General features: G+C 57.8%; 13 protein-coding genes. 7 read left to right on the top strand and 6 right to left on the bottom strand.

Translation table 11 applies throughout. The annotated features are described in order from the left end of the window. Positions 1-52 precede the first annotated feature (52 nt). The 5 genes from GOV79_RS15225 to coxB all read right to left on the bottom strand — a co-directional run bounded on the left by GOV79_RS15225 (position 53) and on the right by coxB (position 3,565). Positions 53-868, bottom strand: coding sequence for a cytochrome c oxidase subunit 3 (locus GOV79_RS15225; RefSeq protein ID WP_170769997.1), 816 nt, complete (start codon positions 866-868; stop codon positions 53-55). A 22-nt stretch (positions 869-890) separates the two neighbouring features. Continuing rightward, a complete protein-coding gene (locus GOV79_RS15220; protein WP_170782862.1) occupies positions 891-1,466 on the bottom strand; it encodes a cytochrome c oxidase assembly protein in 576 nt (191 codons plus the stop codon). Further along, positions 1,466-1,627: a cytochrome c oxidase system small membrane protein gene (locus GOV79_RS15215; protein WP_170782863.1), complete on the bottom strand. Its 162-nt coding sequence runs from the start codon at positions 1,625-1,627 to the stop codon at positions 1,466-1,468. Before GOV79_RS15215 ends, GOV79_RS15220 begins: the two co-directional genes overlap by 1 nt. Continuing rightward, positions 1,624-2,580: a heme o synthase gene (cyoE, locus tag GOV79_RS15210; protein ID WP_170769994.1), complete on the bottom strand. Its 957-nt coding sequence runs from the start codon at positions 2,578-2,580 to the stop codon at positions 1,624-1,626. Before cyoE ends, GOV79_RS15215 begins: the two co-directional genes overlap by 4 nt. Before the next feature lie 73 nt (positions 2,581-2,653). Beyond that, positions 2,654-3,565 carry a cytochrome c oxidase subunit II gene (gene coxB, locus GOV79_RS15205; protein ID WP_170790398.1) on the bottom strand — a complete coding sequence of 304 codons (912 nt, stop codon included), beginning with the start codon at positions 3,563-3,565 and terminating at the stop codon, positions 2,654-2,656. Between the two features lie 176 nt (positions 3,566-3,741). Between coxB and tldD the strand changes: the two genes are divergently transcribed. The 5 genes from tldD (at position 3,742) to GOV79_RS15180 (ending at position 10,712) form a co-directional block, all read left to right on the top strand. Continuing rightward, a complete protein-coding gene (gene tldD / locus GOV79_RS15200; protein WP_170790397.1) occupies positions 3,742-5,163 on the top strand; it encodes a metalloprotease TldD in 1,422 nt (473 codons plus the stop codon). Positions 5,164-5,400: 237 nt separating this feature from the next. After that, complete coding sequence (gene dprA, locus GOV79_RS15195; RefSeq protein WP_170790396.1) at positions 5,401-6,528, top strand: DNA-processing protein DprA; 1,128 nt, start codon at positions 5,401-5,403, stop codon at positions 6,526-6,528. Between the two features lie 142 nt (positions 6,529-6,670). Then, positions 6,671-9,289: a type I DNA topoisomerase gene (topA, locus tag GOV79_RS15190; protein WP_170790395.1), complete on the top strand. Its 2,619-nt coding sequence runs from the start codon at positions 6,671-6,673 to the stop codon at positions 9,287-9,289. Positions 9,290-9,381: 92 nt separating this feature from the next. Beyond that, a complete protein-coding gene (locus GOV79_RS15185; protein ID WP_170790394.1) occupies positions 9,382-10,086 on the top strand; it encodes a CoA transferase subunit A in 705 nt (234 codons plus the stop codon). Next, positions 10,086-10,712, top strand: coding sequence for a CoA transferase subunit B (locus GOV79_RS15180; RefSeq protein ID WP_170782870.1), 627 nt, complete (start codon positions 10,086-10,088; stop codon positions 10,710-10,712). The genes GOV79_RS15185 and GOV79_RS15180 overlap by 1 nt, the downstream gene beginning before the upstream one ends. A gap of 40 nt (positions 10,713-10,752) precedes the next feature. Here GOV79_RS15180 and GOV79_RS15175 read toward each other — a convergent pair whose 3' ends face one another. Further along, entirely contained in the window at positions 10,753-11,595 is an 843-nt protein-coding gene (locus GOV79_RS15175; RefSeq protein WP_408015521.1) for a lytic transglycosylase domain-containing protein, read from the bottom strand. 370 nt (positions 11,596-11,965) lie between these two features. Between GOV79_RS15175 and GOV79_RS15170 the strand changes: the two genes are divergently transcribed. Together GOV79_RS15170 and cpaB are read left to right on the top strand one after the other, a co-directional pair. Continuing rightward, positions 11,966-12,178, top strand: coding sequence for a Flp family type IVb pilin (locus tag GOV79_RS15170; protein WP_170769986.1), 213 nt, complete (start codon positions 11,966-11,968; stop codon positions 12,176-12,178). A gap of 458 nt (positions 12,179-12,636) precedes the next feature. Then, positions 12,637-13,518 carry a Flp pilus assembly protein CpaB gene (gene cpaB, locus GOV79_RS15165; protein WP_170782872.1) on the top strand — a complete coding sequence of 294 codons (882 nt, stop codon included), beginning with the start codon at positions 12,637-12,639 and terminating at the stop codon, positions 13,516-13,518. Positions 13,519-13,675: the final 157 nt, after the last annotated feature.

Genomic DNA, 13,675 nt, shown 5'->3' with positions numbered 1-13,675 from the left:
GAGAAAAAGCCGCCCCTCGGGGCGGCTTTTGCAATCTACCTATCTGAGCGCATCAGAACAGCGGAGCCTGACCCCAGATATAAACGGCAAAGAAAAGGAACAGCCAGACGACGTCCACAAAGTGCCAGTACCAAGCGGCGGCCTCAAATCCCACGTGCTTTTCAGGTGTGAAATCGCCCTTCAGTGCTCGGATCAGGCAGACACTCAAGAAGATCGTCCCGATGATCACATGCGCGCCGTGGAAACCGGTTGCCATGAAGAAGTTCGAATAGAACTGGTCGCCACCGAATTCCCAGCCTTCATGCGCCAGCAGCTCATAATACTCGAACGCCTGCAAGCCGGTGAACGCAATACCCAGCACAATACCGATAGCCAGACCCTGCACCAACGCCTTGCGGTCGTTGTTGTGAACCAGAGCGTGGTGCGCCCATGTGATCGCACAACCCGACAGCAACAGGACCAAGGTGTTGATCAGCGGCAGGTGGAACGGGTCAACCGCATGGATATCGGGCTGGATGTACTCGGTTCCGGCATAGTCGTACATCGGATACATGCGATGTTTGAAGAACGACCAGAACCAGGCAAAAAAGAACATCACTTCGGACATCACGAACAGGATGAAGCCATAGCGCAGGCCGATGCGCACCACCGGCGTGTGGTCGCCCGCGCGGCTTTCGGCCACCACTTCGGACCACCAGGCGAACATGGTGTATAGAACGGCAACCAGACCCATCCAGAACATGAACGACGTGACGCCGTGCATCCACAGGACGGCTCCGAACAGCATCACAAAGCCGCCAACGGCGCCGATCAGCGGCCAGATCGACGGGGCCAGAATGTGATAATCGTGGTTTTTAGCGTGTGCCATCAGCGTCCCTCACCTAAAGGCATTAGTTCGTGTTTGTATCAGCCTGCGCATCAAGGGCGGCATAGCCCTCGGGCAGGTCAATTTCGTAGAATGTATACGACAGCGTGATCGTATGCACATATTTCGCTTCCAGATCCTCGACCATCTCAGGATCGACGAAAAAGCTTACCGGCATCTGAACCCGCTCGCCGGGCTGCAGGACCTGTTCTTCAAAGCAGAAACAGGCGATTTTCTGGAAATAGCCGCCGGCCGAATAGGGCGCGACATTGTAGGATGCTTGCCCCGCAATTGGTCGGTCCGTCGGGTTATAAGCCTCGTAAAAGGCCAACCCGTTCTCACCGATGCGTACTTCCATCTCACGTTCGACCGGTTTGAACTCCCACGCCATGTCCTTGGCCTTTGACGCGTCGAAGCGGACGGTGACGGTGCGGTCGAGAATATCCTCGGGCGCGGCTTCAGCCACACCTGTGGTGCCGCCAAACCCGGTGACGCGGCAGAACCAGTCATAAAACGGCACCGCAGCCCAGGCGAGGCTGCCCATCAGCACCACGACGCCCACAGTTTGAACAACCGTCTTTTGAGGACCAGACAGCGCCATCAGTTCTGTACCTCTTGCGTCGCCATGTTGAAATCGGTGCCCGAGACTTTGACGATCGTCAGACCGAAAATGATCACGATGAACGCCGCCAGCGTCAGGCCTACGCCCAAATTGCGACTAAAACGACGTTCGTGCAGTTCGTGGCTTTTGCGCAGGCTCATGACCAGCCTCCCAGCCCATAGGGTTTCAGCAACGCTTCGACCAGAATCGCGCCGAAGTGCAGGAAAAGGTACAGCAGGGACAGTTTGAAGAACGACCGCTCGACCTTGAAATTATCTGCTTCCGAGTCGTCCTCGGTCCGGCGCGCAATTGCCCATGCACCGCGCAGGAACAAGGCGTTCATCACTATAGCGACGGTCAGATAGACCGGACCACCAATGCCCGAGAATGCCGTTCCAACAGCCAGCAGCGCCAGAAGGCCCGTGTAAACCAGGATATGCCTGCGCGTCGCGCGGCGGCCATGAGTCACGGTCAGCATCGGCACGCCTGCGTCGTCATAGTCCGAGCGCATGAACAGCGCCAACGCCCAGAAATGCGGCGGGGTCCACATGAAGGTCAGGGTGAACATCAGCCAAGGCTCAATCGACATCGTGCCCGTGGCCGCGACCCACCCGATTACCGGCGGGAAGGCCCCTGCTGCGCCACCGATCACAATGTTCTGAGGCGTCGAGCGTTTCAGCCACATCGTATAGACGACGACGTAGAAGAAGATGGTGAACGCCAGAAACGCACCAGCAAACCAGTTGGTCGCCAGCCCCAGCATGATCACCGACAGGCCCGACAGCGCCAATCCCAACGACAGCGCTTCGCCTTCCTGCACTTTACCTGCCGGAATCGGTCGACCCTTGGTGCGTTTCATCACCCGATCAATATCCGCATCCCACCACATGTTCAGCGCGCCAGACGCGCCGCCGCCGATGGCGATGAAAAGAATGGCACAGAACCCGACAAAAGGATGCACCGGCACCGGTGCTGCCAGCAGACCCACCAAGGCCGTGAACACGACCAGTGTCATCACGCGCGGCTTCAGCAGGGCGAAATAATCGCCAAAGCTGGCCTCATCCGCGTGCGCCGAGGCGGTCACTTGGCTTGCATTGATGCTTGCGTCGCTCATGTCCGGTCCTTTGGGGGCAAAAGCTGCGCGATCCCCGCGCAGCCCACTTGTTAAAACCTAGGCCGCAAAGGGCTTAGTTCGAGGCAACCTGATAGGTGTCAGGCTGACCTGCATACTCTTCCAGAGCACCCTGCAGCCATTCCTCATAAGCTTCTTCGCTGACCACTTTGACGGTGATCGGCATATAGGCATGGTCCTTGCCACACAGTTCCGAACACTGTCCGAAGTACACACCTTCCTTGTCGGCCTGGAACCACAGCTCGGCCAGACGACCGGGCACACCGTCCTGCTTCACGCCAAAGGACGGGATGGTCCACGAATGGATCACGTCGGACGCAGTGACCTGCATTACGATGACCTTGCCCACGGGCACGACAACAGCGGTGTCGGTGGCCAGCAGCCACTCATCATCGCTGTAACCGGCATCTGCCAGCTTGGCGCGCATTGCATCATCCAGAACAAACGGGGTCACATCGGCATCCGCCGGGCGTGCACCTTCGTCCAGCGTGGCCGGATGGCCCAGCAGGTAGCTGTCGAATGCAAAGTCGTGGTCGACGTATTCATAGGTCCAGTACCATTGGTTGCCGACAACCTTGATCACCACGTCGCCTTCGGGAATTTCCTGCTGTTTGAACAGAACCGGCAGCGAGAATGCACCGATAAAGACCAGAATCAGGATCGGGCCCAGCGTCCACGCGATCTCAACCGGGGTATAGTGCGAGAACCGCGCAGGTTCAGGGTTCGAGCGTTCATTGTAGCGCACGATGCAATAGATCAGCAGACCAGCCACGAACAGACAGATCGCGGTAATGATCACCAGAATCATCCCGTCCAGCCGCTGAATTCCGGTGGCCAGCTCGGTCACGGCGGGCTGGAAGCCCATACCACCATCAACCGGTTTGCCAATAATCTCAAGCTCCTGAGCCATGGCCGGAAGGCTGGAGAGGGCTGTCATAAAGCCCGAAAGCATCAAAGCATTCTTCATGTTCTGTCCTGATCGTTTGATCTTTGCGTCCCTGGCGAAAAGGTGTGAATCGGTCGCACCTCTCCCGTTGTCTTTAGCCGCGTTAAAAACCATATTCCTGCGGGTAGATAAAGCAAAATGCTTGCGTCAAACAGACGCTATTTTTGATCTGGATCAAACCCGAAAGGTCCCAAGTGATGCCCAACGACCCGTTTCGCCCGTTTGAAAGCGTTCTTCCACAGGACGAAGCCCTTGCGGTCCTTCAATCTGCCACCGCCGGGGCCGAGGACGGAGAGCTGTTTGTCGAGCGTCGCAAATCCGAAGCGTTGGTCTTTGATGACGGTCGGCTAAAGACTGCGTCTTATGACGCGTCCGAAGGGTTCGGCCTGCGGGCGGTGCAAGGCGAAGTGGCTGGGTACGCGCATTCCACCGATGTTTCGATCGGCGCTTTGAAACGAGCCGCCGAAACCGCGCGTTTGGCGGTTGGGGATGGCGGAGGAACGCTGGCGGACGCTCCGCGCGCTACGAACAAGCGGCTTTATACGGATGAGGACCCAATAGAATCCGCCAGTTTTCCGGTCAAAATCGAAACCCTGCGCGAGATTGATGCCTTTGCCCGCGATCTGGACCCTCGGGTCGTACAAGTCAGCGCAACCATCGCTGCCGCTGTGCAGGAGGTTGAGATTCTCCGCCCCGATGGCGTGCTGGTACGCGATGTGCGACCGATGACGCGGCTGAACATCTCGGTGATTGTCGAGCAGAACGGTCGCCGCGAAAGCGGCTCGGCCGGAGGGGGCGGTCGTGTTGGGTTGGACGGGCTGATCGACCCGGCAGACTGGCAGGACAAGGCGCGAGAGGCATTGAGGATCGCGCTGGTCAACCTCGACGCCATCCCCGCCCCGGCCGGTGTGATGGAGGTCGCGCTTGGCCCTGGCTGGCCCGGCATTCTGCTGCACGAAGCCATCGGTCATGGGTTGGAGGGCGACTTCAACCGCAAGGGCAGTTCCGCCTTTGCCGGGCTCATGGGGCAGCGAATCGCATCCAAAGGCGTGACCGTGGTAGATGATGGCACGATCCCGGATCGGCGCGGCTCGATCTCGGTCGATGATGAGGGCACGCCCAGTTCGCGCACGGTTTTGATCGAGGATGGCATCCTGACCGGCTACATGCAGGACCGCCAGAACGCGCGTCTTATGGGGGTTGCCCCTACCGGGAATGGCCGTCGTCAAAGCTATGCTCACAAACCAATGCCGCGCATGACTAATACTGTTATGCTGGGTGGCGACGCCGACCCGGCATCCTTAGTCGCTGACATCAAGGACGGTATCTGGGCGGTCGGGTTTGGCGGTGGTCAGGTGGACATCACCAATGGCAAATTCGTCTTCTCGTGCACCGAGGCTTACCGTGTCGAAAACGGCAAAATCGGCGCACCGGTGAAGGGGGCCACGTTGATTGGCGATGGCCCGTCCGCGCTGAACCGTATTCGTGGCGTTGGCAATGACATGGCGCTGGATCCCGGCATGGGCACGTGCGGCAAGGACGGTCAATGGGTGCCCGTTGGCGTTGGCCAACCTACCGTTCTGATGGACGGCCTGACCGTGGGCGGATCGGCGGCCTAGGTTAGAATCGTGGCTCGTCTGTTGGGGCGCAGGGTTAACACTGCGCCCCAAATCCTGCGCATAGATTTGGGCAATATCTGGTGGCCCTATTGTTGCGGAAAATATTTTCGTTATTTTTCAGAACGCTAGACATTGTCACGAGATCAAATCGCAAAAATACCGGAAAAATTTGAGGGGATTCAGAAGCTGTTAACCCCTACAGTCGTAAACCAGTTCTGCAATCAGGCGGAGCAACGGATGACCGAAGAGCAGCTTTCTTCCTATCACCCCACACTCCCACCCACCACGGAAGAGGATCGGTTTTCCTGGCTTCGTCTGTTGCGCTCTCGCAAGGTTGGTCCGGCAACGTTTCGTCGGCTGCTGCGGGAACATGGCTCAGCGCAGAATGCGCTGGCCGCGCTGCCCGAAATGGCACGCGCTGCCGGTATTGAAGGGTATGAAACGTGCCCGCCCGGCGTGATTGAGGCGGAACTCAAGGCCGCAAAAGCTGCCAAAGCGCAGCTTTTGTGCCTTGGGTCCGCCGATTTTCCTGACGCTTTGAACGATCTTAACGATGCCCCGCCGATGCTGTGGGCCATCGGCGACGTGTCGATCATTCACCACCCTACGGTGGCGATGGTTGGCGCGCGCAATTGCTCGTCACTCGGCGCGCGGATGGCGCGGGGGCTGGCGACGGATCTTGGCAAACAGGGACATGTCATCGTCTCGGGCCTGGCACGCGGGATCGACACCGCAGCGCATATGGCCGCGTTGGACACAGGTACTGTTGCTGTGATGGCCGGTGGCGTAGATGTGATCTATCCCGCCGAGAATACTGATCTCGCTCATAAAATCGCCGAATCCGGGTTGCGTGTATCGGAACAGCCCATGGGCGTGACACCGCAAGCCCGGCATTTTCCGCGCCGCAACCGGATCATATCGGGGCTGGCGCAGGCGGTTGTCGTGGTCGAGGCCGCCGCCAAATCCGGCAGCCTGATCACTGCGCGGGATGCACTGGATCAGGGACGTGAAGTTCTGGCCGTTCCCGGCCATCCCTTTGATGCCCGCGCCGCAGGATGCAACCTGTTGATCCGCGACGGGGCGACTTTGGTGCGTTCGGCAGAAGACGTGATCGAAGCCCTGCCCCAGCACGACCTGTTCACAGCTACTCGATCGCAGGAAACCTCAACAATCACAAAGCCCACCCCGCCTGCCACGTTGCACCAGGCGATTCTGACCCGCCTCGGTCCCTCACCAATTGCCGAGGATCAGTTGATCCGTGACATCGCCGCCTCCGCTGGCGAAATCGGCCCTGCACTTGTGGATCTTGAGCTGGAAGGGCGTATCCAACGTCAACCGGGCGGGTTGCTGTCTCTTTCGGCTTAAAGGCCTGATTTTCGCCTGTATCGCTTTGAAATCACCTCTAAATTCCAATGAGCAAAGGAACGCATTGACAATTCGCTCTTGCCCTACACATTTTGCACCATCATAGAAGGCGCCAAATTCGTCGAGCGAGGTTTTCCCCTAAATGCCTGTAGTTGTTGTAGAATCCCCTGCCAAGGCCAAAACGATCAACAAATACCTTGGCCCCGACTACACGGTTCTGGCGTCTTATGGCCATGTGCGCGACCTGCCACCCAAGGACGGATCGGTCGATCCCGAACATGAATTCGAGATGAAATGGGAAGTCGGCACCGACAGCCGCAAGCATGTCAAAGCCATCGCCGACGCCTTGAAAGAAGACAACGCCCTCATCCTCGCCACTGACCCCGATCGCGAGGGCGAGGCGATCAGCTGGCACCTGCAAGAGGCGCTGACCAAGCGCCGCTCGATCAAGAAGGACACGCCCGTCAGCCGCGTGACCTTCAACGCCATCACCAAGGACGCCGTGACCGAGGCGATGCAGAACCCACGTCAGGTCGATATGCCTCTCGTAGAAGCCTATCTGGCCCGCCGCGCGCTGGACTATCTGGTGGGGTTCAACTTGTCCCCCGTCCTGTGGCGCAAGCTGCCCGGGGCGAAGTCGGCAGGCCGCGTGCAATCGGTCTGTCTGCGCCTGATCGTCGAGCGCGAGATGGAGATAGAGGCATTCAAGCCGATCGAATACTGGTCGGTCAAAGCGCTGTTCGAGACCCCGCGCGGCCAAACTTATGAGGCGCGTCTGGTCACTCTGGCTGGAAACAAGCTGGACAAGCACGACCTGAAAAACGCCACGCAGGCAGAACTGGCTGTGCAGGCGATCACCAGCCGCGCACTCAGCGTTACCTCCGTCGAGGCGAAGCCTGCGGCGCGCAACCCGTCGGCCCCGTTCATGACCTCGACCCTGCAGCAGGAGGCCAGCCGCAAGTTCGGCATGGGCGCGCGCCATGCAATGCAGGTGGCGCAGCGACTGTATGAAGCGGGCTACATCACCTATATGCGGACCGACGGTATCGACATGGCCCCCGAGGCCGTGGCCGCCACTCGCGATGCCATCTCTGACCGCTATGGCAAGGAATACGTGCCGGACAGCCCGCGCATCTACAAGAACAAGGCCAAAAACGCGCAGGAGGCCCACGAGTGTATCCGTCCCACGGATATGTCGCGCGATGCCAGCGACCTGAAGGTCACGGATGAGGATCAGCGCAAGCTGTATGACCTGATCTGGAAGCGCACGATTGCCTGTCAGATGGCCGCGGCACGGCTGGAACGCACCACGGTCGAGATCGGCAGCGATGACGGCCAAGTCGGTTTGCGTGCCACCGGTCAGGTGGTCATGTTCGACGGCTTCATGCGCGTCTATGAAGAAGGCCGCGACGACGTTGCCGATGACGACGATAAACGCCTGCCGCAGATCATGCAGGGCGATCCGGCGCGGTTCGCCAAGACCTCGCTTAAGGATCAGTTCTCGAAAGCCGAGGACAAGGCCGCAGTTCTGTCCGACAATGAGGCCGTTCTGGCCCTGCAACACCATACCCAACCACCCCCACGCTATACCGAGGCCACGCTGGTCAAACGCATGGAAGAGCTAGGGATCGGGCGTCCGTCAACCTATGCCTCGATCGTGACCACGATTCAGGACCGCGAATATGTGCGCAAGGATAAGAACAGGCTGATCCCCGAAGAAAAAGGCCGGATTGTCACGATCTTTTTGCTGAACTTCTTCCGTCAGTACGTGGGCTATGAGTTCACCGCCAATCTGGAAGGCGAGTTGGACGATGTCAGCGCTGGCGAACGCGACTACAAAGACCTGTTGGGCAAGTTCTGGCGCGATTTTTCAGCCGCGATTGGCGAGACGTCCGATCTGCGGATTTCCGAAGTGCTGGACAAGCTGGATGAAGCGCTGGCACCCCAGCTGTATCCGCCGCGCGAAGACGGCTCCGACCCCCGCGTTTGCCCGAAATGCGGCTTGGGGCAACTGCACTTGAAAACCTCGCGTACCGGCGGGTTTGTCGGCTGCGGCAACTACCCCGAATGCACCTATACCCGCCCCATCGCGGGTGAAGGGGCCGAAGGCGACGAACGTCTGTTGGGCGAAGATGCAGGCGATGAGATTTGGCTGAAATCCGGCCGGTTCGGGCCTTACGTCCAGCGCGGCGAGCCAACGCCCGAGAACAAGAAACCCCCGCGTGCGTCCCTCCCCCGTGGCTGGAGCAAGGATGACATGGATCTGGACAAGGCGCTGACGCTGCTGTCCTTGCCCCGCCAGATCGGCGAACACCCCGAGGGCGGCATGATCAGCACGAATTTCGGACGGTTCGGGCCCTATATCATGCACCAGATGCCGGAAGAGGCGAAGCCGGTATATGCCAACCTCAAAGACCCCAATGACGTCTTTGAAATCGGCATGAACCGCGCGGTTGAAATGCTGGCCGAAAAGCGCGCCAATCCGGGCCGTGGGCGTCGGGCGGCGGCAAAACCGCTCAAGGAATTGGGCGATCACCCTGATGGCGGCGTGATGCAGGTGCTGGACGGGCGTTATGGGCCATATGTCAAATGGGAAAAGGTCAACGCGACCATCCCCAAGGATATCAAGCCCGAGGACGTGACGCAGGAAATGGCCATCGAACTGGTCAACGAACGCGCTACCAAGAAAGGCACCAAAAAGAAAGCTGCCCCCAAGAAGAAAGCCGCAGCGAAGAAGACAGCCAAAAAGGCGGCCTCATAGGTAGAAATACCACCACCCTGTTGGATTCGTTGACTTCCCCGTGACGTGGCGGCACAACCTGCCCATCACCATGTCATTGGGGGAGTTTTTTCATGAAAAAAATCTATGCAAACGCGGCCGAGGCGCTGGACGGGCTGCTGCATGACGACATGTTCATCGCTGCAGGCGGATTTGGCCTCTGCGGTATTCCGGAACTGTTGCTTGAGGCCATCAAGGAGGCAGGTACGCAGAACCTGACCTTTGCGTCGAACAACGCAGGCGTCGACGATTTCGGCATCGGCATTCTGTTGCAGACCAAGCAGGTCAAGAAGATGATCAGCTCGTATGTTGGCGAAAACGCCGAATTCATGCGTCAGTACCTGGCCGGCGAACTCGAGCTAGAGTTCAACCCGCAAGGTACTCTTGCCGAACGTATGCGCGCCGGTGGCGCAGGTATCCCCGGTTTCTATACCAAGACCGGCGTGGGCACCGTGATCGCCGAAGGTAAAGAGCACAAGGACTTCAACGGCGAGACTTACATAATGGAGGAAGGCATTTTTGCCGACCTCGCGATCGTCAAAGCGTGGAAGGCCGACGACACCGGCAATCTGGTGTTCCGTAAGACTGCCCGGAACTTCAACGTGCCCGCTGCGACCTGCGGCAAGGTCTGCGTGGCCGAGGTTGAGGAAATCGTGCCTCGTGGCTCGCTGGACCCCGACGCGATCCACCTGCCCGGCATCTATGTGCATCGCATTATTCAAGGCAGCCACGAAAAGCGCATCGAACAACGCACCACCCGCAGGAAGGAGGACGCATAATGCCCTGGGACCGCAATCAAATGGCCGCCCGCGCAGCGCAAGAGTTGGAAGACGGCATGTATGTGAACCTCGGCATCGGTATTCCGACGCTGGTGGCGAATTATGTGGGCGACAAGGACATCACTCTGCAATCCGAGAACGGAATGCTGGGCATGGGCCCCTTCCCTTTCGAGGGCGAGGAAGACCCCGACCTGATCAACGCGGGCAAGCAAACGATTACCGAGCTATCTCGTACGTCCTATTTCGACAGTGCCACGTCCTTTGGCATGATCCGGGGCGGCAAGATCGCCGCCGCTGTTCTGGGCGCGATGGAAGTCGATGAAGAAGGCGATCTGGCCAACTGGATGATCCCCGGCGTGCTGGTCAAAGGCATGGGCGGTGCGATGGATCTGGTGGCAGGTGTGGGCCGCGTGATCGTAGTGATGGATCACACCAACAAGCACGGCAAATCAAAGTTGCTGAAGAAATGCACCCTGCCTTTAACAGGCAAAAAAGTGGTGAACCGCATCATCACCAATCTGGGTGTGATGGACGTGGTCGACGGCGGCCTCAAGATCGTCGAGATCGCCGAGGGCGTGACCGAGGACGAGATTCGTGCCGCCACCGAGGCCAATATCGTCAACTGAGTATCCAATGAAAAGGCCCGCTGGTTCAAGCGGGCCTATTTCAATTCAGCGTCTGAAACACGCAGCCGTCGGAAATGAATTGGGGTGGCGTGGAACAAAGCGCGCGGGCCACCTGAAACGCCGCTAGCACCTTGGGCACATAGTCCCGAGTCTCGGAAAACGGTGGCACCCCGGCATGTTTGCGCACCGACCCCTCGCCTGCGTTGTAGCCCGCCAGCACCAGAATCGGGTCGTTGTCGAACTCGTTCATCAGCCAGTCCAGATATTTCACACCACCCGAGATGTTCTGGCCGGGGTGAAAACTGTCCTCGACGCCAAAGCGCCTGGCAGTGGCAGGCATAAGCTGCATCAACCCCTGTGCACCTGCTGAACTGACCGCGTCAGACCGGCCAGCCGATTCCACCGAGATCACAGCCAAAACCAATGCTGGGGACACATTAGTGCCCACGGTCTGCCGCAGGATCTCAATCCCTTGCTGCTGTGCAATGGTCTGAAGGGTCTGCAGCCGAGGGGAGGCCACGTTGATTGCGATCAGCGCATTCATCGCATCTTCCAACCGGCCAGCCCGGGCCTGCGCCAATTCAGGAGATATCTTGTCCCAGAAGGCTTTGTAGGACCCAACCGGTTTGTCCGATCCGCCCGGCAAGGCCGGAGGTGCGACGCGGGTACGAGCGATTACCTCCGGCACCTCAATCTCTGCCCCGGTACTGGGCGCGGACGGAGCCGCCGCATGTTCCTGAGGTGTTATCTGCACGGTCACGCGTGGGCGCGTCCCCGGCCTTGGCGCTTTGACACGTTTATAGACACCTCTTGGCTCTTGCGTCTGCGCAAGCGCTTGAACAGGAGCCAATATCGTCGCAACCGCCAAGCTGACGCTCAGCATTACATTCCGGAGATTCATTTTGCCCGCCTCACGGATTTCTTTTGGCTGATATGAACCCGGAATCGACGGCTAAGGCCATAAAAACAACGTGAATTGGGGCAGATTCGCCTCATTTGCCGCAATTTTGCATCGCAGATTTCACATCCTCGAGCAAAAGAGAATATTTTAATTGTTTATTCTCAGTGACTTACCGTGAAAGCTATCAAAAAGTTAAACTTAAGCGAAAAAATTTGGGGTTTGGCCCAATTCCTGCCACGCCTGCCCGTCAAACATAATGCCATACCGAGACGGTCGGGAGCGGACTGAGAGAGAAAGCTCTGGAAGACGCCGAGGTTTACTTAACTATTTTGATCCTTAGGAGGGACGTAACATGATCAAGTTCATCAAGAACTTCTGCAAAGACGAAGACGGCGCCGTAACAGTTGACTGGGTCGTTCTGACCGCAGCTATCGTCGGCCTGGCCGCAGTTGCTTACACTCAGATCGGCGACGGCACCGCGACTGTTTCGCGCAACGTCGGTACCGCACTTGGCACGGTTGACACTCCGTCCGACATCAACACTTCGTTTGGTACTACTCCGTAATACCACTCCTGTTGAAAACAAATTCGGTGGGGTCATGCTTAGTTAGGCTTGGCCCCATTTTTTTTAAGCGTCCTTGCCATGGTGCCACATGCTAAAAAGACTTAAACAGTTTTTGGATTGCGAAAATGGAGCAGTCACGGTCGACTGGGTTGTTTTGACCGCCGCGATTGTTGGATTCGCTTCTTTCATCGGCCTTTACATAGCGGAACCAGTAAAAGACTTGGACGCCAGAAACGGCGCCGCGGTCTCGTCTGTAGTTGTGCATGAAATAGACCTGGATTTTTCGGACAGCCCAGATTCTTAAGTTCAGTGTAGGCTTGAGTAAGCTCTGCACAAAAAAACGCAAAAACTATCGGGATTGTCCCTCTTTTCGACACAATTGACCGATACCCAAGGTCGAGCATGGCCGAAATCCAATCGGCGATTAAACGACAACAAAATGATACGAGGGGACACGAATGCGTGCAGTATTTGGACTAGTCCTGATTATAGGGGTGGCTTTGGCCGGTGGCGCTGTTTACTTGGCGCGGGACTATATCGCCCAGACTCAGGCAGAAGTGGAGCGACAGAAACGAGCGGCGGAAGAGGCTTTGGCGAATGTCAAATCCGTGCCGACTGTTGACGTTTTGGTATCAACACGCGCCCTGAAATATGGTGAGCGCATCGCCCAGGAAGATGTGCGCGTCGTGAAATGGCCCGAAGATGCGATTCCCGAAGGCACTTTTTCCGAAATGGCAGCATTTTTTCCAGAAGCAGCAAAGGGCGACCGTTTTGTACTGAGGACAATGGAAAAAGATGAAGCTTTGATGGCCGTCAAAGTGACTGAGCCGGGCGAAGCAGCAGGTCTGACCTCGCGCCTTGCCAAAGGGATGCGTGCGTTCGCAATCCGTGTCGACGTGGCCTCGGGGGTTTCGGGCTTCCTACGCCCCAGCGACAAGGTCGACGTGTATTGGACCGGCTCTCTTAGCGGTGCGATTGCCGGCAACAACGGCGAAATCACTCGTCTGATCCAGACAAATATCGAGTTGATTGCAGTCGATCAAACCGCCGGATCAGATCTGGCTGGCGCAACGATCGCGCGTACTGTTACTGTTGCGGCTACACCTGAACAGATTGCCGCCCTAGCGCAAGCGCAGAACACAGGCCGTTTGTCATTGGCTCTGGTTGGCGTACAAGATGAGACGGTTGCAAGCGCCGTCGAGGTTGACCAACGCAAGTTGTTGGGAATCAAAGAGACCGCTCCTGCGGCACCTGCAGCCGTCGAAGAAGTCTGCACGATTAAGACCCGTCGCGGCGCCGAAATCTTTGATACCGGAATCGTGACACCCTGCACAAACTAGCGCCAAATCAGCGCTTTAGGATGACAGGCCGCGCCTCTGCGCGGCTTGTTTCATTTTGGATGTTGCGAATTGTCCACATAAGGAAAATTCCAGAAACCCTTGATTATTGCAATAAATTCGTAATTCGCGCAGGGTTAACAGGCATAAGGTGCTAAAC

This window comes from Ruegeria lacuscaerulensis (assembly GCF_013034745.1).
GTDB classification, from domain to species: domain Bacteria; phylum Pseudomonadota; class Alphaproteobacteria; order Rhodobacterales; family Rhodobacteraceae; genus Ruegeria; species Ruegeria lacuscaerulensis_B.
This window is presented reverse-complemented; position numbering and strand designations above follow the sequence as displayed.